This window comes from Hymenobacter radiodurans (genome assembly GCF_004355185.1).
GTDB classification, from domain to species: domain Bacteria; phylum Bacteroidota; class Bacteroidia; order Cytophagales; family Hymenobacteraceae; genus Hymenobacter; species Hymenobacter radiodurans.
On record NZ_CP037922.1, the window covers coordinates 3,621,476 to 3,640,397 of the forward strand.

The window sequence follows — 18,922 nt, forward strand, 5'->3', positions numbered from 1 at the left end:
TTCGCTGCTGCTTTGTATGACCGCCTTTTGAAACCGCTTCAGCCCTAAGCTTTGAAGCCTGCCTGTTTCAGCTCATTCCAGAAGCTGGGATACGACTTGCGAACTACCTGGGGGGCATTTATGGTTAGTGGGCCGCGCAGCGCTAGCGGAGCGAAGGCCATAGCCATGCGGTGGTCGTGGTAGGTGGCGATGGTTTGGCCATCTACTTTAAAACCAGTAGCCGCAACGCGAAATACATCGGGTTGCACCTCAGTGAATGTAGCGCCGAATTTGGCTAGCTCGGTTTGGATGGCCAGAATACGATCCGTTTCCTTGATGCGCAGGCTTTCCAGGCCGGTCATTTCTACGTTTACGCCTTGAGCAGCGGCTATTACGGCTACGGTTTGAGCTAGGTCGGGGCAATCGGTGAAGTCTTGGGAGAAGCCACCCGTTATGGGTTGCTGGGTGAGCTGTACGCCATCGGGTAGAAATTCGGTGGCTACGCCCAGCCTCTCCATTATGCCCACAATTGCCTGGTCGCCTTGCAGGGAGTGGCGGCGCAGCCCTGGCAGGTAAATTTGCCCCCCAGCCGGCGATAAAGCCACCATCGCATACCAATAGCTGGCCGCCGACCAGTCGGCCTCAATAGCATAATCGGCGGGCTTATAGGCAGTGGGGCGCACCTCCAGCACAGAGCCCAAATCGCGGCAGTCGGCGCCAAAATGCTGCATAAGTGCCAGCGTCATGCGGATGTAGGGCCGTGAACCGACTTTGCCCGTCAGGAATAACCGCAGCCCGCCGGGGAGTTGGGGCCCGATCATCAGTAGCGCCGAAATATATTGGCTGCTAATGTCGCCGCGCACGGTGAGTTCAGCCATATCTGTAGAAGGCAAATTTGCCCCCCAACCCTTGATATGAAGCGGTGGATATCCTTCCTTTTCTGCGTAGTCGATCTGCATTCCGAGCTGGCGCAGAGCATCAACGAGGACGCCGATGGGACGCTCCCGCATGCGAGCAGTACCAGTAAGCAGCACGCGCCGGTCGGTGACGGATAAGTAGGCCGTGAGGAAGCGCATGACAGTGCCGGCATCTTCCGCATCGAGCGTATCGGCGGCGGGGCTGGCCAACAGCCGACGCATGAGTTGGGTGTCGTTGGCGTCGGAGAGATTGGTGAGTGAGCCGTTACCAGCAAGGGCCTGAATGATAAGGGCGCGGTTGCTTTCACTCTTGGATGCTGGCAGTTGGGCGGTGCCCCGTAGGGGGTCGCCGGGCCAGGATAATGTTATGGAATCGGGCATTCTGGGTATCAGAAAAGTAACGCGCAAGGCGTGGGAGACTTGTTTTTTAGCTCAAGAGGCGATGATAATAGCGCAGGGAACTGGCTATCTCCTCTACGCTTACAGGCTGGTCGTAAATGGCATTGCCAATACCTTCCAGCAAGGTACAATTGATGGTAGAGCCAGCATTTTTCTTGTCCTGAAGAGCCAGTTCGGCAATGGCATCGGTTTCGAGCGTAACAAACTGCACCTTTTCGAATACCGAGAATAGGAACGTCTCAATCTTGTCCAGCTCTTCTTCGCTCAGAAGGCCTTTCTGCACAGAGAGCCAGCTTTCGCAAATCATACCGGCGGCAACGGCTTCGCCGTGCAGAATCTCACGGCCGGGCTGGCTGAGCAGGTAGCTTTCGAGGGCGTGGCCCACGGTGTGGCCGAAATTAAGCACCTTACGCAAACCGCTCTCCAGCGGATCGGCAGCTACAATGCGCTCTTTGGTCACGACTGACTCGTGAATAATAGGGCCCCACTCGTCCACAAAAAAGCCAGTGCGCCGATGGTGTTCAAACGCGGCAGCGTCCGCAATCAGCCAGTGCTTCACTACTTCCGCGTAGCCGGATTTGAGCTGGCGGGGGTCGAGTGTATTCAGAAACCGAGGCTCAATGAACACGGCCGCCGGGGTCTGAAATACCCCGAGCTGGTTCTTAAAATTTTGGAAATCGATGCCGGTTTTGCCCCCCACACTGGCATCTACCTGGGCCAGCAGCGTGGTAGGCACCTGCACGAAACGAATGCCGCGCTTATAAAGCGCCGCACAAAAGCCCCCCAGATCCGTAACCACGCCGCCACCAAGGTTTACGAGCACCGCAAAACGGTCGGCGTGGGCTTGGGTAAGCGCTTCCCACACGGTTTCGCAGGTAGCCAGCACTTTATATTCTTCCCCGTCCGGAATCTCGATAGTTATGTGATTATCAGGCAGGAATTCGCGCAGACGCGGGTAGCAGAGTCGAATGGTATTGGCGTCGGCTAACACAAAAACCTGACTCACGGCCGGCTGGCGCAGTAAGTCGGCAAGTTCGATCAACGCGTGGGGGCCAATGGCGGGAGTGTCTTGCAAGGGATGGATGGGTTAGCGGAGAACAATCGAAAGCACAGGTAGTAAAGACGGCTATTCCGGGTTCTGGTTCATAATCTCAGTTTGCTTACGAATGCTTTCCAAGTGAATCAGCTCGTACAGTTTGGCCACAAACGGGTCATTCAGGCGCAATTTTGCCCCCCAGTCTCGCCGCGACGCGAATATTTCCTGCCAGCGGTCCATCTGCAAAATCTTTACGTTGTTCTCCTTCTTGTACTCGGCCAGCTGCTCTACCAACGCCATACGCGCCGCTAGCGCCTCCATCAATTCCCGGTCGGCCGTGTCTATTTGCTGTCGGAGCTCCTCGGCTTTATTCAGGAAATCGGCATTGTTGGAGGAGCGGTAACGGTACTTCAGCTCTGACAAAATCTCGGCTAGCCGCGCTGGCGTTACCTGTTGCGCCGCGTCGGAAAGGGCATTATCGGGGTCAGGATGCGTTTCAATCATCAAGCCGTCATAATCCAGGTCGAGCGCCTTTTGCGAAACGGGCAGAATTAGGTCGCGGCGGCCGCTAATATGGCTGGGGTCGCAGATGAGAGGCACTTGGGGAAAGCGCGCTTTCAGCTCAAACGCCAGTTGCCACGTGGGGGCATTGCGGTAGCGGGATGGCGCAAACGTGCTAAAACCGCGGTGAATAGCGGCTAAATCGGTGATACCCACGCGCTCCAGCCGCTCCAAAGCACCCGCCCACAACGCCACATCTGGGTTCACCGGGTTTTTAACCATTACAGGCACACCCGTACCAGCCAGCGCTTCGGCTAACTCCTGCACAGCAAAGGGATTAACGGTGGTGCGGGCCCCAATCCAGAGTACATCAATGCCGTGGCGCAGGGCGTCTTCTACGTGGCGCGGCGTGGCTACTTCTATAGTTACAGGCAAGCCTACCTCCTCCTGTACCCGCTGCAACCACGGTAGCGCGGTGGTGCCCATGCCCTCAAACCCACCAGGTTTGGTGCGAGGCTTCCAAACGCCCGAGCGGAACAGATCTACTTGACCTATTGCTTTCAGAGCGCGGGCGGTGGTAAGTACCTGATCTTCAGTTTCGGCGCTACAGGGGCCCGCAATGAGCAACGGCAGCCCTTTGTTGGCTAGCAAGTGGGTAAAAAAAGTGGCTTTGGCAGTAGTATCCATGTACATAAACGCGGGTTCGGGAGGGGGCAGCCCCAAAAAGCCCCCAGCTCCTCAAGTAAGGGGATTGGAAAAAGAGCGGGCTGCAAGGTAACTCTACCGGTCAAAACGTTGTTTAAAACCTATCTTCGCCCACCCAAAAGCGTTGTTTAAAAACCACCCGCTCTATGTTAGCCACCCACGCCCCGTCTCTGTCCTTCAACGATACCGCTGTTGCCTTTGCTTCTAAATCTGATGCCGAATTGCGCCAGATGTATGCGCTATTCGCGGCTATGAACAATAACACCCTGGTAAAAGCTGGGGGCGGCATGATGAAAGCAGCGCTCAAATGGGGCCTGCCAGTGAAGTTTCTGATCAAGAAAACCATCTTTGAACAGTTCTGCGGCGGCGAGACCATTCAGGAGTGCCTGCCCGTAATCGAAGAGTTGGGCCGCTACAACATCGGCACTATCCTCGACTACTCGGTGGAGGGCGAAGGCAGCGACAAAAGCTATGATCACACGCGCGACGAGATTTTGGCCACCATCGATTTGGCGCATCGTTCCACTCATATCCCCTTCTCCGTATTTAAAGTAACTGGCCTCGCCGACAGCGTTATTCTGGAGAAGGTGCAGGCCAAACAGACGCTCACTCAGGCTGAGCAAGCCAGCTTTGAGCGCTCTAAAGCCCGAGTGGATGCTATTTGCGCCCGCGCCCACCAGTATGGAGTGCGTGTGTTCGTGGATGCGGAAGAAAGCTGGTTTCAGGAAACCGTTGATAACATGGCGTATGAGATGATGGCCAAATACAACCGGGAGTCGGCTATCGTTTGGAACACCTACCAGCTCTACCGTCACGACCGTTTGGAAGCAATTGAGCAAGCGTACGAAACTGCCAAACGTGAAGGATATTACCTGGGGGGCAAATTGGTGCGGGGTGCGTACATGGAAAAGGAAAGCCGTACTGCCGCTCAGCGTGGCTACCAGAACCCCATCAACCCTACCAAAGAAGCCACCGATCAACTATATAACGAGGCGCTTCGCTACTGCGTAACCCACGTCGACCGCATTAGCATTTGTGCCGGCACCCATAATGAGGCAAGCTCCTTATTGCTCACTGAACTGATGCAGGAGCACAACTTACGGCCGCAGGATACGCGCATCTGGTTTGCGCAACTCTATGGTATGAGCGACAATCTGAGCTATAACTTGGCAAATGCAGGCTATAACACGGCTAAGTATGTACCCTATGGTCCGGTGGAGGCGGTCATGCCTTATCTATTGCGCCGCGCCGACGAGAATACTGCCATTGCAGGCCAAAGCAGCCGGGAGTTTTCGCTTATTCAAAGAGAAATGACGCGACGTAAGAGCAAAAAATAGGACGTACAATAGGAGACCTTACGTCGGCACAGTTTTGGTTTGCGATCATAGGACTGCTCAAATATGTTAGTTTTGAACAGTACATTGCTAATCCTTTCCCGCCCGACTACTCCCGTTGCTCCAATGAATGCTCGTGTTCGCAGCCACCTAATTCGATTTGCCCGCCACCAGGTAGGTACTACTAGCTACCTGAACCTAGTGCAAGAAGCCGAGTTAGGCCTCAACCTAGAGATTTCACACGAAAAATCACGGTTGAACGAGATTCTAAGTGAGATATCAGAGAAGGAATTCAATAATGGACGGCCTATTCTGAGTTGCTTGGTAAAAGTAGCGGGCTCAAAAGGCCAGGGTGATACCTTCTTCAAGCTGTGCGAACGGTTGGGATTGGGCGAGTGGCGCACCTTAAAGCAAGACCCAGAATTTTTAAAAAACCTACGCCAAGAGTGCCGCGACTTTTGGCAGATTGATGCCAACTACGAGAAATTTGGCTGATTCAGGCTGAGCAATTAGCTCATCTGTAGACTGCAATAGATCAGAATCTGAAGATAGAATAGGAGCTATACAGAAATTTCTGTAACCCCCACACGAAGCGCGCCGTTTAGCTACTCAACTGGCTAGTGGGGCGCTTTTCTGTTTTAAAGCTTCCACAGCTAGCTAAACTCTCCCTTTACCACAATCTAATCTACCCTACCCAAATGGAAACGAACAACAGCAACAACCCCACGAATACTGGTACAGGCTCAGGCGCTAACTACGGAACTGGCTCAGCTGGTACGGGCATGAGCAACAGCACGACGGGTAATACAACATCAAGCGGCAATATGGGCAACTCCAGCACTGGTAGCTCAAATGTAGAAGGCGACGATTTCAGCGCTACTGCTAAAGGTGCCGCTATCGCCGGTACTCCTGGTGCAGTAGTAGGCCGTGCCGTAGATGGTATTCAGAACACTGCCGACCATGCGGCACACGCCGTAACTGGCCAGCCTTATGACTCTAGCAAGAGCAGCGGCATGATGACTAGTTCGTTCCGTGACCGTGACAGCGCTGAGCGTGCTTATAACACCCTGTCCTCACGCGGCTACAGCAAAGACGACGTTAACCTATTGATGTCGGATGAAACCCGTAAGCGTCACTTCGGCGAAAATACTCCTGACACTGATCTAGGCGACAAAGCTATGGAAGGTGCTGGTGTAGGCTCGGCCATTGGTGGTACTGCTGGTGCTATTATCGGCGCTATCGCCGCTATCGGTACTTCGGTTGCCCTTCCTGGCCTAGGACTTGTTATCGCTGGTCCTATTGCAGCAGCTTTGGCTGGTGCTGGTGCTGGTGGCTTAACTGGTGGCCTAGTAGGTGCACTAGTAGGTTCAGGTATTCCTGAGGAGCACGCTGCCGAGTACGAGCAGGACATTAAGCAAGGCGGTATCGTAATGGGTGTGAAGCCCCGCAACGATGAAGACGCTAAGTACTTCGAAGAGGAGTTCCGTCGTCATAACGCCGACCGTGTTCGTCGCTACTAGTAGCTATCTATAGCTAACTAATCTTTGATAAAAAGCCCCCTCTAACATAGAGGGGGCTTTTTTGTTATATATAAGCAGGAGCGATAAGACAGTTGCCTTATTTTAGCTATTATGCTTTGGGTTTTTTATCCGAATCATATCCTGTTGCGTATCTGTAGCTGATTGCAGAGTTTTACTGATGTGGTATAATGCAACCCTACTGGCAAAGCCGCTTCCTTTCCTGTGCTTGTGGGCACTTATTTGCCAATAGCTAGCGTTTTGTGCTTATAGCCGGTCCCACGCTAGATAATTGATAAGCGGCTCGCGGTTTATTTCCTTTTGATTTTCTCCATTTCACGCTGATTTCCATGTCTTCTCCCCGCTTGAAAATAGGGCTTTATGCCTCGCTGGTGATGGCCATCTTTGTGCTTGCTTCTTACAAGCTCTACCGGCGTACCGATGCCCGGGCGCCGCAGAAAGATGAGGTCCTCATCAAAGCCATGCTTCAGGGCTTAACTGTAGCGCACTACCAGCCTGAAAAAGTAGATGATACTTTCTCAAAGCGGGTGTTTGATCTGACCCTAAAGCGCATTGATTACAATAAGAAGTTCTTGTTGCAGTCGGACGTAGCGCAGCTGCGCAAATACCAGACGGCCATCGACGATCAGGTGAAAGCGGGTACCCACGAGTTCCTCGACTTAGCCTCGCAGCTGATGGACCAGCGCATGAAAGATGTGCAGGTTATGTATCGCGAGATTTTGGCCCAACCTTTCGACTTCACCAAGGAAGAGTCATTTGAGACTGAGTCGGATAAAATGACTTTTGCGGCCGATAAGGCTGCCCAGCGAGAAGAGTGGCGCAAATATTTGAAGTATCATACCCTCTCACGGGTTTCCGAGATGATGGATGAGCAGGCCAAGCGCAAGGAAAAAGCCTTGGCTCCTACTGCCTCTATTGGCAAACCGGCCATCGTGGCGACTAATGAGCCTAACCGGACACCTGCCGAAATGGAAATTGAGGCACGCAAGCGGGTATTGAAGTACTTCGATAGCCAGTTTAACGATATGATGCAGACGGACGCAGCGGAGCGTCTTGCACTGTATGCCAATGCTATTGCTAACACCTACGATCCTCATACTGAGTATTTTGCCCCCCGCGATAAAGAAAGATTTGACGAAGGCATGACTGGCCAATTTGAAGGAATCGGTGCCTCGTTACAAGAAAAAGATGGTCAGATTAAGGTATCTGATTTGATTCCGGGCAGTGCTTCGTATCGTCAAGGTGACTTGAAAGCTGGTGATATTATTCTGCGGGTAGCGCAGGGTACAGCTGAGCCGGTATCCGTTGAAGGCTTGCGTCTGGATAAAGCGGTAGCGCTGATCAAAGGCAAGAAAGGAACTGAGGTTCGCCTTACGGTAAAGAAAGCGGATGGCAGCACGCAGATAATTCCTATCATCCGTGACGTGGTTATCATCGAAGAAACCTTCGCTAAGTCAGCTACTATCAACGAAGGCGGTAAAAAGGTAGGCTATATCCGCCTCCCAAGCTTTTATGCTGATTTCAGTGACAATGGTGGTCGCAGCAGCGCTACTGATGTTAAGAAAGAGTTGGAGAAGCTAACCAGCGAAAACGTACAGGGTGTAGTGCTCGACTTGCGCCAGAACGGTGGTGGTTCCTTGCAGGATGCCGTAGAGATGGCTGGTTTATTCGTTGAGAATGGCCCTATAGTACAGGTTCGCTCGAGCCAAGGTGCGCCAACCATCATGAACGACCGCGACCCTCGCGTGCAATACTCTGGGCCGCTGGTGGTGCTAGTAAATAAGTACAGTGCTTCGGCCTCCGAAATTTTGGCTGCTGCCATCCAAGACTATAAGCGTGGCGTCGTGATAGGTGCGGCCAGCACTTACGGTAAGGGTACGGTCCAGCGTGTCTTTGACTTGGATGACGCGATGCCCGCTGAATTCAACAACATCAAGCCTTTTGGTTCGCTGAAGCTGACGACGCAGAAGTTCTACCGCATCAACGGTGGCTCTACGCAGTTTAAAGGTGTAGTGCCGGACATTATCCTGCCAGACATGTATAGCTACCTCGACCAAGGTGAGAAGGAGTCGGATTATCCGTTGAAGTGGGATGAGATCAGCCCAGCTCGCTACCGTCCTTGGAGTGGTGCCCCCGCCGTTGCTAAGCTAACTGAGGCTAGTAAGAAGCGTGTGGACACTAGTGAAAGCTTCAAGCTAATCAATGGTATGGTGCAGCGCATGATCAAGCGGAAGAACGAAACGATGGTTAGCCTGAAGCTGGATACGTATCGGGCTGAGCAATTGCTAGCCAAAGCAGAATCAGATAAGTATGAGCAATTGCAGAAAGCTGCAAAGCCGCTCGAAATTGCTCCTTTGGCCGTTGACATTCGTCAGTTGGGTTCCGATACCGTACAGGTAAACCGGGCTACCCGATTTACTCGCAACCTCAAGAAGGATATCACCTTGCGTGAGGCTGTGGCTGTTGTTAAGGACCAGATTTAAGCAACGTTTAGTAAGCTCACACAGCTTACCAAAAAAGCCCCCAGAACGGTTCTGGGGGCTTTTTTGGCTCTTACTATCAATGACAATTAAATTAGTAAATCGACTCTAATAGTTGTTGCTAATCAATCATCATATTTTAAATATAAATCATTGATTAACAGCATTATAATTAAATTAAATATTGGCGAATATTTTTAGTAAATATGCAACTCAAAGCTAGTCCAAGCTGTTTACTTTGCATGACGACGATATTAGAGAACAACATCATTCCGCTCGTTACGGACGAGCAGAGGCAAGCGGAGGAAACGTGGCGCAAATCGATTCCTGCCCAGGTTTTTCTCAATTACTTCTTTGCCATAAACTACCACATTCAGGAGAACGACGACGCGACTGGCGGCTTGCAGCATCTGCCCTACTTCCGGGCGCATCAGGCCGACCTGACCGACGCCGACATCCCGAATATCACCAAGCTCCTGCACGCCTGCTGGAGCACGGAGTACGCTCTGCGTGCTACCGCTGAGCTAGGCGATGAAGATTACTTACGCAATGCTCTGCACTGGACATTTCCGCAGGCATATCATACCATCTTATCTGGTTTGCAGGCTTTTCTGTATACCACTGGCGTACGCTCCAACAACTCTTCGCTGATTCAGCGGGAGGTGGGCCGCTTAGTTGTGCGCAATGCCTATCCGCGACCAGTGTCATTCTACGCCGCTGGTGCTTACGGCGACTTTAGCATTCACCGTCTGCCGCTGGCTGGCTACAAGGCTGGCTTGCACATTGCAGGCAAGGAGATTGAAGCCCAGGCTCAGATCGGCCAGTTCCTGCGCACTACGCGCAAGATGAAGGCCCAGATCACGCGTCAGCAGGTGCAGGCTAACCCCAACACCGCGCTGCGCAGCCAGAAGACCGGCAAGGTGCTCGACAAGTGGACTCCGCAGCATTGGCAGCAGATTACGTGGCGCTTAGGCTACACGACCATCTTCGATCTGCTCAGCCGCCTGCGCATTTCGCAGACCAGCCGTGAGATCGAGCGCTACGTGGAGGCCGAGATTGACTTCAAGCTTTTCCACCAGTCGCTGCTCAACATCGTGAGCTACCTCAATGGGATTCACGAGAGCTACGTGGCTAAAGCTATGGGCCTGGAGCGCTATCAGCAGCTACTCGCTGACCTGCCCAAGCACTTACAGCACAGCTTCGTGGCCGACCGTCTGCGCAACCGCATCGAGCCGCTGCTGACTGGTGAGGCTCCCGCCCAAATGAACATCGCGGCTTAATCCGTTCTATTTACCGTCTTACTACTGATACACGTAAGCGCTGCTCCTTTGGGGCAGCGCTTTTTGTTTCTGCATAATCCGGGCGGCGGGCGTAACTTCGCGGCCTTATTTCAAAGCCTTTGACCATGCACCATCTCAGCGAACAGGAACAGCAACGCCGCCACAAACTCGATGAGTTACATAAGCTCGGCATTGAGCCGTATCCATCCGAGCTGTTCGACGTGAATTTCTCCGCTCAGGAGATTCTGGATAACTACCATGTAGAACTCAATAACTTCCAAGAAGTGAGTCTGGCAGGCCGCATCATGTCGCAGCGCGTGATGGGCAAAGCCTCCTTCGCAGAATTGATGGACTCTTCGGGCCGCATTCAGCTTTATATCAACCGCGACGAAATCTGCCCCGGTGAGGATAAAGAGCTCTACAATACGGTTTTCAAAAAGCTGATTGACTTAGGCGATTTCGTGGGTGTGAAAGGCCGCGTGTTCAAAACGCAGGTGGGCGAAACCTCTATTCACGTTACAGAATTCAAGCTGCTGTCTAAGGCATTGCGCCCGCTGCCAGTAGTGAAGGAAAAAGACGGTCAGATTTACGACGCATTTACCGACCCTGAGCAGCGCTACCGTCAGCGCTACGTGGACATGGTGGTGAATCCGCATGTTCGGGAGACGTTCATGAAGCGGACGCTACTGGTGCAGGCCATGCGCAACTACCTGAACGACAAAGGCTACTTAGAGGTGGAAACGCCCATTCTTCAGCCTTTGTACGGCGGTGCTGCTGCGCGTCCGTTCAAAACCTTTCATAACACGCTGGACATGACGCTGTATTTGCGCATTGCCAACGAGCTATACCTCAAGCGGCTGATTGTAGGCGGCTTCGATGGCGTATATGAGTTCTCTAAGGACTTCCGCAACGAGGGCATGTCACGGTTTCACAACCCTGAGTTCACCCAGATGGAGCTGTACGTAGCCTACAAAGACTACTACTGGATGATGGATTTGGTGGAGGAAATGGTAGAGCGCGTAGCCCTCGAGCTGCACGGCAAAACCGAAGTGCAGGTAGGCGACAACCTCATCAACTTCCAGCGGCCCTGGAAGCGCTTCACCATGTTTGAAGCTATCCAGCACTTCAGCGGCGTCGATATTACTGATATGGATGAAGCCGCACTGCGCGAAACCGCTCAAAAGCTCAATGTGCACTTGGACCCCAGCATGGGCAAAGCCAAAATCATCGACGAGCTGTTCGGCGAACTGTGCGAGCCGAAGCTCATTCAGCCTACCTTCATCACTGATTATCCGGTGGAAATGTCGCCGCTGGCGAAGAAGCACCGCTCGAAGCCCGGCTTGGTAGAGCGCTTTGAGGCTATCTGCAACGGTAAAGAAATCTGTAACGCTTTCTCCGAGCTAAACGACCCCATCGACCAGCGTCAGCGCTTCGAAGATCAATTGGAGCTTGGCAAGCGCGGCGACGTGGAGGCGATGGTGCTCGATGAGGATTTCCTGCGAGCTTTGGAGTACGGAATGCCTCCTACGGCTGGCCTAGGCATCGGTATCGACCGCCTGAGCATGATTATGACTAACTCGAACTCCATTCAGGATGTGCTCTTCTTCCCCAGATGAAGCCGGAGAACAACTAATACTTCCGTGTTTAATGCTCAGCAAAAGAGCCCCCCAGAATGACTCTAGGGGCTCTTTTGCTGTATAAATTCAAATTGCAGCTGCCCATTAAAAAGCGACAATCCGTACTGGCTAGAAATCAGAAAGCCTCCCGCAAAAATCACGAGAGGCTTTCCTTTATAACTGACTTACCCTTCCAATCGGGGTGATAGGAAGAAGCTTGCGATGAACAATCTGATTTTGCTACTAAGTCTGTTTGACCAATACTCAGCAGAAGCTCCTACTGTCGGCAATTTTACTTCCGATACTTCTCCGATTTTCTTTCAAGCCGGTTATGTCTTCTTTAACGGCATTGCACAGCTAAGGTTACAAATCGCCGAAAAGATTTCTGTTTTTTTAGAGGCCGCGATTCGGACCTTCTTGGTTCAGGATATCGTCGGCGTCGGTACCACCGATGGCGTTACCACCAACCGAGCCAGTACCCGTTATATCCTGTCCGCCCCGACGACCGGCGCCCGGTGCGCTGGCCAAGTCACCACTCTGGTCAGCCCGCGTGCCCGCCGACGATTTGAGCGAGTTAAGGATGTCATCGGCGTTAGCACGGTTGGCCGACTCTTCGCCGCCTGGTGTTGCGCCGCCTTTCAGGTCATTGATTTTAGACAGGCTGTCCTGGAAAAGCTTGGTCAAGTCATCGCTGAACTTGGAAGCCGATTTCTTGAGGGTAGTGCGCGTTTCTTCGCCTGTTTCGGGAGCTAGGAGCAAGCCTGCAATAATACCAGCACTGGCGCCAGCCAACAGGGAAAGAATGATTTTGCCGTTTTGGTCTTTCATGAACGTAAGCAGTAAGAATAGAAAGATGAATACGGATCGGCCCTGAGGGCTTCTGAGGCCTCAGGGCCGATCCGCAAGTTGTAACGCTATTATGCGGCGAAGGTTATCACAAAAAAAGCCCCTCCTCTATTACAGAGGAGGGGCTTTTAGTAATCGTCCAAAGCCAGAGTTGGCTTACAGATCGTTCAGCATTTTGGTGATTTCACGCTTGCCTTTACCGAGCTTCTGCTGCAGGCGGCCTACGAGATCTTCTTCTTGGCCTTCAGCGTACTGCAGGTCCTCGTCGGTGAGCTGGGCGTATTGCTGACGCAGTTTGCCTTTGCTCTCATTCCAGTCACCTTTCAGCTTCAGGCTGCTGCCTGCGCCAGTAATGCCCAGATCTTCGAGCTTCTCTACGTAGCCTTTGAATTTAGAGTCAAGCTCTTCGCCATATTTGGAGAGCTGCTCGCCGAGTTGACCGCTGTACTTAGCTGCAGCGTTCTTCAGGTTGCCACGGGTAGCGGTGCCCTTATCTGGAGCCATCAGCAGGCCAGCAATGATGCCAGCGCTAGCACCAGCTAATACGGCGAGAAGAATTTTTCCTGAGTTGTCTTCTTGTTGATACGACATGTTGGTAAGGAGAGAAAGTGAATACTTGAAAACAGGCGGTAAAATCGTCGGCTCCAAATAGTGGAGCCAGTGAAGTAAGGGCACGCCCGGCTTGTTAAGCTGATTGCCTATACGAACACTGTTAAGCTGGGTTATATTTAAGGAATAAAAAATAGCTGAAATAAAATATACCATTGATTAAGAGGGCATTTTGCCCCCCAGTCCGTACTTTGACCTGTCCTCCCAAGTTGGGCAAGCAGGTTATTTCCCGTTGTTCGCGTATGAAAAACTTCCTTTTCGCAGCTGCTTTTATGCCCCTACTGGCTATGTGCAGCCAGCCACCCGCCGCTTCTACCGCTACAACTCCGGCAGCCACCGCCGCCTGCATCGACTCCACCAAAATCGACCCGGCTGGTATCTGCACCATGCAATACGACCCCGTGTGCGGCTGCAATGGCAAGACCTACAGCAACGACTGTGTCGCTTCCAACGCGGGCGTGCTCACCTACACCAAAGGCGAGTGCCCCACCACCCCAAAAAACTAAGAATTTGCCCCCCGCCCCTATGTCAGAAGAGAAAAAGTATTTTCGTCAGCAGGCACCCTTCCGCGTGCCTACCACCGACGGCAAGCTCATTGAGGAGCACATTGGCCTAGCCAGCACTCACACCAGCCGTTACAGCGTGGCCCACATGGTGGCGCCGCCCCAGTGGAGCGAGCCCCACCAGCGTCCCGAGTTCGATGAAATAACGATCGTAGTGCGGGGCCGCAAGCGATTTGAAGTAGATGGCGACATCATTGAGCTGAGCGCTGGCGAGTCACTTTTGATCAAGGCTGGCGCGCGGGTTCGTTATTCCAACCCATTTGATGCGGAGTGCGAGTACTGGTCGATCTGCGTACCGGCCTTTTCAATGGACACCGTGAATCGGGAGGAGTAGCCTTAAACTCCTGCGTAGCTGCGCTGTTCTTCGGCTGACGTAGCGCGGGAGATGCCAAAAAAGCCCCCCAGTCGTTGTTTTCACCTCTTATTCTCCACCCGAAGCCTCGCTTCACTTCCTCTTACCCCCTGCATGGACCAGCGCATCATCAATCTCTTCGACGAATACACCCACGCCCCGCTCACCCGCAAGGAATTTATGGAGCGGTTGATGAAAATAACCGGTGGCGCGGCGCTGGCTACGGCCGCATTGGCGGTGCTGGAGCCCGGCTACGCTAACGCCGCCACCGTGCCCGTGCAGGATACTAACCTCACGGAAGAAACCGTAAACTGGCCCGGCGACGGCACCACCATGCAGGGCTACTTGGTGCACCCTAAAGGGAAAAAGAAGCGGGGCGCGGTGGTGGTCATTCACGAAAACCGCGGCCTCACGCCCCACATCAAAGATGTAACGCGGCGGGTGGCCCAAGCCGGCTACTTAGCACTGGGGGTTGATGCGCTGTCCCAGTTTGGTGGCACGCCCACCGACGAAGACCAAGGACGTACCCTCATCGGCCAGCTCGACTCACAGAAAACGCTCAATAACTACCTCGCGGCCCTCACCTACCTGCGTCAGCGCCCCGACAGCAACGGCAAGACCGGTTGCGTCGGTTTCTGCTGGGGCGGCGCTATGGCCAACCGCCTCGCCCTCAGCGACCCCAAGCTCAACGCCGCCGTGGCCTACTACGGCACCCAACCCAAAGACGCGGACGTTTCCAAAATCAAGGCCCACCTGATGATGCACTATGCCTCCCTTGATGAGCGGGTAAATGCTGGAGCGGCGACCTACGAAGCGGCATTGAAAGCCGCCAATGTGAAGTATCAGCAGTTTATGTACGAAGGTGTAAACCACGCTTTCAACAACGACTCCTCCCCCGCCCGCTACAACGCTGAGGCCGCCAAGTTGGCTTGGGAGCGGACGTTGGGGTTGTTTAAGAAGGAGTTATCCTAAACAACCAGAAAACTCCTTACTACTCATCCCATTACTTTATTACTACGCGCTGTTATGAAAAAAATTATTATGATTCTGCTTGTTCTTATAAGCCAAGCGTGCCAGTCAAATGCAGCCCCTGCTAGTGCGGCCGGTGTTTTTACTTATATGCAGATCTTTTTTACGCCTAACGTATTACCCGACTCCGCATTTATCACTTTCACTCCAACCTTTCAGAAACAAAGAGAAATTAAGCTGAATGGGATGCCAAAAAATTTCGCTGATTTAGGTTTCAGCGAAATGCTAATGGTGCAAGCAAAGCGTAATCAGGAGATGCGCGATACTTTAATAAAAACAATAAATACAGTGACAGCAGACGGATGGGAAGTTGTGCAGATGACCTCCTACGGCGAAGGTGGCCTCGTGTATTTACTTCGACATGCAAAATAAAATATTTCCCAACGAGCATTAAAAAAGCCCCCAGATATTTTCTGGGGCTTTTTTTCGACTTTAAAACTAAATACTACGACTTCGGCACGGCCGCCGGCAGCGCCTTACGCGGCAGCTTCTGGTCGCGCATGGCGGTGTGGTACACGAAAGAAGCGACGATAACCGAGGCTTGCTTCAGGTCATCGGCCTGGAGGCGGTCGAAGGTATCTTGGTTGGTGTGGTGAGTGCGGGTGTTGTAGTCGAGGCCATCCTGCACGAACTGGAAGCCGGGCAAGCCTACGGCGTCGAAGGCCAGATGGTCGGTGCCGCCGGTGTTGCGGGGCGTGATAGTGGTAGCACCCATGTCGGCGAAGGGCTGGAGCCAGGCCGTGAAGATGGGCGCTACACCCTCGTTACCCTGCAAATAGATACCGCGGATTTTGCCGCTGCCATTATCCAGGTTAAAGTAGCCAGCCAGCTTTTCATGCTCGGGCAGCAGCTTCATGGTAGCGGGGTCGGCGAAGTGGTTTTTCACGTAGTTGCGCGAGCCGTGCAAACCCTGCTCCTCTTCGCCCCACAAGGCAATACGGATAGTACGGCGAGGCTTTACCCCAGTCGCTTTCAGAATACGCATGGCCTCCATCATCACGGCACAGCCGGCCGCGTTGTCGGTGGCGCCAGTGGCGGCGTGCCAGGAGTCTATATGAGCTCCAAGCATCACCACTTCGCTTTTCAGCTTGCGGTCGGTGCCAGGAATTTCGGCAATGACGTTGTAGCCTTTCAGGTCGGTGTTTTGAAAACGAGTCTTGGTTTCCATTTCCACTTCCACCGGAATGCCAGCCTCTACCAACCGAATCAGGCGCAGTTGGTCCTCGGGCGACATTTCTATTTCGGGCAATACCGGCTTTGCGTCGGCGGCGTATGGAGCACCATTGCTGGTAAAGAACGTGCCGTGCGAGCCACCACGGGTGCTGCTGAGTACCGCGGCAGCACCTTCACTCATCAGCATCTCATTGAGCTTAGTGCGCAAGGCAGCCTGAGCACGACGGGCGTTCAGGCGCTCCGTCATGGCGGGGTCCTCGGTGGTTGGGCGCGCAGGCTGCGCTTCCATCATTTTGGTGAGCTGCTCGTCGGTGTAGCGGGTGGCGTCGGCCTCAAAAGTAGTTTTGGGTGGCACAGCCACCGCTGTTAGCACGATTTTGTCGCGCAGCTTGCCCTGGTATTTGGCTAAGTCGGCTTCGGTAGCGGCGTTTACATACACCACCTGCTTTTTCACCGCGCCACTAGTAGAAGGCGTCCAGGCTTTGGGTGCGCCTATCATGGCGTGGTAATACGGCGCGGTCATAGCGATATACGATTTCTCGATGTCCCAGCCGCGGCCGAAGTCGCCCCAGGGCTCGATATTGGCGTTGCTCATGCCCCACTTGGTGAGTTGGCCTTTGGTCCATTCGTTAGCGCGCTTCAAGCCGTCGGAGTTAGCCAGGCGTGGTCCGCATACATCGGTGAGATAAAAGGCGGTTTCCATCACCTTGGAGCGGTTCATACCTTCGTCTTTGATCTTGGCAATCATGGCCTGATCAACTTTTTCGGCCTGTTGAGCCAAGGTAGGCGCGGCCAGAGCCAGGCTACCGGCCAAGGCTAAGAGTCGGAATGTCGTCATGTGGTTTGGTTGGTGGTGAAAGATTATTTAGAAGTTAAAGTACCGGGAAAAGCTCGAGAGTTGCGCACAGCTATCCTCCAGAACGTCATGCAGAGCAACGCGAAGCATCTCGCGTGCTGATGTTGCAATGGTATATCTTTAAAATTGAACACGCTATTGCATATCTACAACTGTCCAGTGTATATCTACATTCTTACTAATCCTTCCCGATCAGTCCTCTACACAGGCGTGACTAACAACTTGGAGCGACGCCTCCATGAGCACAGTCAAAATCTAGGAAATGCTGGCAAATTCACCGGCCGCTACTAATGTAATCTACTGGTATACTTTGAGATTTGTCTTGACTCGGTACAAGCTATTGCACGCGAAAAAGAAATTAAAGGCTGGAGCCGTGTCAAGAAGGAAGCTCTGATTTCCATCATAAACCCGACGTGGACGTCTATTGATCTCAACACTTGGTCAGACTAAATACCAGCACGTCATGCAGAGCGGAGCGAAGCATCTCGCGTGTTTAGTAAGAATGGTAATCCTGCATCAGCACGCGAGATGCTTCGCTCCGCTCTGCATGACGTTCGTTTTATCATGTTTTAATAGAGTGCGGCAAAAATTCATAGTGCCATTGTCTTAATACTCTTCTCTTAATAACCTCACCCCCGCCTCCTTCGTCTAACTCAGCAGCTTTCACTGTTCCGCTGCTTCTATGAGTCTTTGGCAAATTATTCGGCGCCTGTATCCGTATGTGTTGCCTTACCGCGGGCTGGTTATCAGCACGTTGTTGCTGACGCTGGTAGGGTCGTTGGCGGCGCAGGTCAATCCGTTTGTGCTGCGCTACACGGTGGATACCGTGCAAGGGCTGCTGGATAAAGGCCTCGGACTGGCTCAGGGGGCAAATTTGCTACTAGCAGTAACGGCCCTGCTGCTGGGTAAGGAGGTCATCAACACCTTCATTCAGTTTGGGCAGAAGTTCTACGGCGAGAAAATCCGCATCAATGTCTCGAGCACCCTACACCAGTCGGCGGTGGATAAGATTCTGACCTACCAGCTCGGCTTCTATTCCGACAGCGGCAACCAAACCGGCAAGCTCCAAACCCGCATCGACCGCGGTGTGGAGAGCCTAATGAAGCTGGTCCAAAACTTCTTTATAGACATTCTGCCGCTGTTTGCCAACTCCATTGTGGCCCTCATCATCATGTTCACGGCCAACATGTACGTAGGACTAGTGGCGCTGGGCATCCTCCCGATCTACTTTTGGATCAGCTACCGGCAGGCCGATAAGCTCAACGGCGTGCGCCGTAGTCTGCGCGGCCTGCGGGAGCAGCGCAGCCAGGGCCTCATCAACATCATCGACTCTATTGTGGTGATTAAGAGCTTCGTGCGCGAAGACTACGAGGGCGAAAAACAGGCTAGCATGCAGCGCAACCTCGTGACCACCCAGCTCGAAACCCGCAAAACCAACTTCCTCTTCGACGGCCTCAAAACCTTCGTGGAGCAGATTGGCGTGGTGCTCATCATCATCCTGACCGCCTACCTGGTGCTGGATCGGCAGATTTCCATCGGGGCCATCATGTTCCATATTCTGCTGTTTAATAACGTGTCGGCCCCCATTCGCCAGCTCCACCGCATCTACGACGAGATGAACGAGGCCCTCACTTACTCCGAAGGCTTCTTCGATATCCTCGACGCCACCACCGAAACCGAGCGCACCGGCCCCACCCCGCCCGACCAGC

General features: G+C 53.1%; 17 protein-coding genes and 1 pseudogene. 12 read left to right on the forward strand and 6 right to left on the reverse strand.

The genetic code is table 11. The annotated features are described in order from the left end of the window. Positions 1-44: 44 nt before the first annotated feature. The 3 genes from EPD59_RS16515 to EPD59_RS16525 are packed head-to-tail and all read right to left on the reverse strand — an operon-like array spanning position 45 to position 3,519. The gene (locus EPD59_RS16515; RefSeq protein ID WP_133273747.1) at positions 45-1,277 is read right to left on the reverse strand and encodes a 3-phosphoshikimate 1-carboxyvinyltransferase; all 1,233 of its coding nucleotides are present in this window, start codon (positions 1,275-1,277) and stop codon (positions 45-47) included. Positions 1,278-1,323: 46 nt separating this feature from the next. Next, positions 1,324-2,370: a 3-dehydroquinate synthase gene (gene aroB / locus EPD59_RS16520; protein WP_133273748.1), complete on the reverse strand. Its 1,047-nt coding sequence runs from the start codon at positions 2,368-2,370 to the stop codon at positions 1,324-1,326. 51 nt (positions 2,371-2,421) lie between these two features. After that, complete coding sequence (locus EPD59_RS16525; protein ID WP_133273749.1) at positions 2,422-3,519, reverse strand: chorismate mutase; 1,098 nt, start codon at positions 3,517-3,519, stop codon at positions 2,422-2,424. A gap of 164 nt (positions 3,520-3,683) precedes the next feature. On the opposite strand from EPD59_RS16525, the gene EPD59_RS16530 reads away from it, so the two are divergent. From EPD59_RS16530 to lysS, 6 genes are all read left to right on the forward strand, one after another. Continuing rightward, positions 3,684-4,874 carry a proline dehydrogenase family protein gene (locus tag EPD59_RS16530; RefSeq protein WP_133273750.1) on the forward strand — a complete coding sequence of 397 codons (1,191 nt, stop codon included), beginning with the start codon at positions 3,684-3,686 and terminating at the stop codon, positions 4,872-4,874. A gap of 123 nt (positions 4,875-4,997) precedes the next feature. Beyond that, positions 4,998-5,366: a hypothetical protein gene (locus EPD59_RS16535; protein WP_133273751.1), complete on the forward strand. Its 369-nt coding sequence runs from the start codon at positions 4,998-5,000 to the stop codon at positions 5,364-5,366. A 203-nt stretch (positions 5,367-5,569) separates the two neighbouring features. Continuing rightward, the gene (locus EPD59_RS23805; protein WP_317128387.1) at positions 5,570-6,391 is read left to right on the forward strand and encodes a hypothetical protein; all 822 of its coding nucleotides are present in this window, start codon (positions 5,570-5,572) and stop codon (positions 6,389-6,391) included. A gap of 347 nt (positions 6,392-6,738) precedes the next feature. After that, on the forward strand, positions 6,739-8,892 hold the full coding sequence (locus EPD59_RS16545; protein ID WP_133273752.1) for a carboxy terminal-processing peptidase: 2,154 nt from the start codon (positions 6,739-6,741) through the stop codon (positions 8,890-8,892). Positions 8,893-9,131: 239 nt separating this feature from the next. Then, a complete protein-coding gene (locus EPD59_RS16550) occupies positions 9,132-10,169 on the forward strand; it encodes a hypothetical protein (RefSeq protein ID WP_133273753.1) in 1,038 nt (345 codons plus the stop codon). Positions 10,170-10,294: 125 nt separating this feature from the next. After that, entirely contained in the window at positions 10,295-11,785 is a 1,491-nt protein-coding gene (lysS, locus tag EPD59_RS16555) for a lysine--tRNA ligase (protein WP_133273754.1), read from the forward strand. 393 nt (positions 11,786-12,178) lie between these two features. Here the strand turns inward: lysS and EPD59_RS16560 are convergent, their stop codons facing one another. Together EPD59_RS16560 and EPD59_RS23810 are read right to left on the reverse strand one after the other, a co-directional pair. Beyond that, positions 12,179-12,613 carry a YtxH domain-containing protein gene (locus tag EPD59_RS16560; protein ID WP_133273755.1) on the reverse strand — a complete coding sequence of 145 codons (435 nt, stop codon included), beginning with the start codon at positions 12,611-12,613 and terminating at the stop codon, positions 12,179-12,181. Between the two features lie 174 nt (positions 12,614-12,787). Beyond that, a complete protein-coding gene (locus EPD59_RS23810) occupies positions 12,788-13,222 on the reverse strand; it encodes a YtxH domain-containing protein (protein ID WP_133273756.1) in 435 nt (144 codons plus the stop codon). Between the two features lie 260 nt (positions 13,223-13,482). Here EPD59_RS23810 and EPD59_RS16570 point away from each other — a divergent pair, with 260 nt between their 5' ends. The 4 genes from EPD59_RS16570 (at position 13,483) to EPD59_RS16585 (ending at position 15,556) form a co-directional block, all read left to right on the forward strand. After that, positions 13,483-13,746, forward strand: a complete 264-nt coding sequence (locus EPD59_RS16570; RefSeq protein WP_133273757.1) for a Kazal-type serine protease inhibitor domain-containing protein — start codon at positions 13,483-13,485, stop codon at positions 13,744-13,746. A 19-nt stretch (positions 13,747-13,765) separates the two neighbouring features. Beyond that, positions 13,766-14,137, forward strand: coding sequence for a cupin domain-containing protein (locus EPD59_RS16575; protein ID WP_133273758.1), 372 nt, complete (start codon positions 13,766-13,768; stop codon positions 14,135-14,137). A 132-nt stretch (positions 14,138-14,269) separates the two neighbouring features. After that, a complete protein-coding gene (locus EPD59_RS16580; protein ID WP_133273759.1) occupies positions 14,270-15,127 on the forward strand; it encodes a dienelactone hydrolase family protein in 858 nt (285 codons plus the stop codon). 54 nt (positions 15,128-15,181) lie between these two features. Continuing rightward, positions 15,182-15,556 (forward strand): hypothetical protein, encoded by a 375-nt coding sequence (locus tag EPD59_RS16585; RefSeq protein ID WP_133273760.1) that lies wholly within the window; start codon positions 15,182-15,184, stop codon positions 15,554-15,556. Positions 15,557-15,629: 73 nt separating this feature from the next. Here EPD59_RS16585 and EPD59_RS16590 read toward each other — a convergent pair whose 3' ends face one another. Continuing rightward, on the reverse strand, positions 15,630-17,195 hold the full coding sequence (locus tag EPD59_RS16590; protein WP_133273761.1) for a M28 family metallopeptidase: 1,566 nt from the start codon (positions 17,193-17,195) through the stop codon (positions 15,630-15,632). Positions 17,196-17,423: 228 nt separating this feature from the next. On the opposite strand from EPD59_RS16590, the gene EPD59_RS23815 reads away from it, so the two are divergent. Both EPD59_RS23815 and EPD59_RS22745 read left to right on the forward strand, forming a co-directional pair. Continuing rightward, a complete protein-coding gene (locus EPD59_RS23815; RefSeq protein ID WP_317128538.1) occupies positions 17,424-17,504 on the forward strand; it encodes a hypothetical protein in 81 nt (26 codons plus the stop codon). Between the two features lie 391 nt (positions 17,505-17,895). Continuing rightward, a pseudogene (locus tag EPD59_RS22745) lies at positions 17,896-18,732 on the forward strand (ABC transporter transmembrane domain-containing protein); the annotation flags it as partial. Between the last annotated feature and the right edge of the window lie 190 nt (positions 18,733-18,922).

Bases quoted from the DNA above. Each gene is read 5' to 3' on its own strand.
- EPD59_RS16575 (WP_133273758.1), top strand. From the start codon at position 13,766: ATGTCAGAAGAGAAAAAGTATTTTCGTCAGCAGGCACCCTTCCGCGTG.
- EPD59_RS23805 (WP_317128387.1), top strand. From the start codon at position 5,570: ATGGAAACGAACAACAGCAACAACCCCACGAATACTGGTACAGGCTCA.
- EPD59_RS16590 (WP_133273761.1), bottom strand. From the start codon at position 17,195: ATGACGACATTCCGACTCTTAGCCTTGGCCGGTAGCCTGGCTCTGGCC.
- EPD59_RS16585 (WP_133273760.1), top strand. From the start codon at position 15,182: ATGAAAAAAATTATTATGATTCTGCTTGTTCTTATAAGCCAAGCGTGC.
- EPD59_RS16545 (WP_133273752.1), top strand. From the start codon at position 6,739: ATGTCTTCTCCCCGCTTGAAAATAGGGCTTTATGCCTCGCTGGTGATG.
- EPD59_RS23810 (WP_133273756.1), bottom strand. From the start codon at position 13,222: ATGTCGTATCAACAAGAAGACAACTCAGGAAAAATTCTTCTCGCCGTA.
- EPD59_RS16515 (WP_133273747.1), bottom strand. From the start codon at position 1,277: ATGCCCGATTCCATAACATTATCCTGGCCCGGCGACCCCCTACGGGGC.
- lysS (WP_133273754.1), top strand. From the start codon at position 10,295: ATGCACCATCTCAGCGAACAGGAACAGCAACGCCGCCACAAACTCGAT.
- EPD59_RS16580 (WP_133273759.1), top strand. From the start codon at position 14,270: ATGGACCAGCGCATCATCAATCTCTTCGACGAATACACCCACGCCCCG.
- EPD59_RS16570 (WP_133273757.1), top strand. From the start codon at position 13,483: ATGAAAAACTTCCTTTTCGCAGCTGCTTTTATGCCCCTACTGGCTATG.
- EPD59_RS16530 (WP_133273750.1), top strand. From the start codon at position 3,684: ATGTTAGCCACCCACGCCCCGTCTCTGTCCTTCAACGATACCGCTGTT.
- EPD59_RS16550 (WP_133273753.1), top strand. From the start codon at position 9,132: ATGACGACGATATTAGAGAACAACATCATTCCGCTCGTTACGGACGAG.
- EPD59_RS16560 (WP_133273755.1), bottom strand. From the start codon at position 12,613: ATGAAAGACCAAAACGGCAAAATCATTCTTTCCCTGTTGGCTGGCGCC.
- EPD59_RS16535 (WP_133273751.1), top strand. From the start codon at position 4,998: ATGAATGCTCGTGTTCGCAGCCACCTAATTCGATTTGCCCGCCACCAG.
- EPD59_RS16525 (WP_133273749.1), bottom strand. From the start codon at position 3,519: ATGGATACTACTGCCAAAGCCACTTTTTTTACCCACTTGCTAGCCAAC.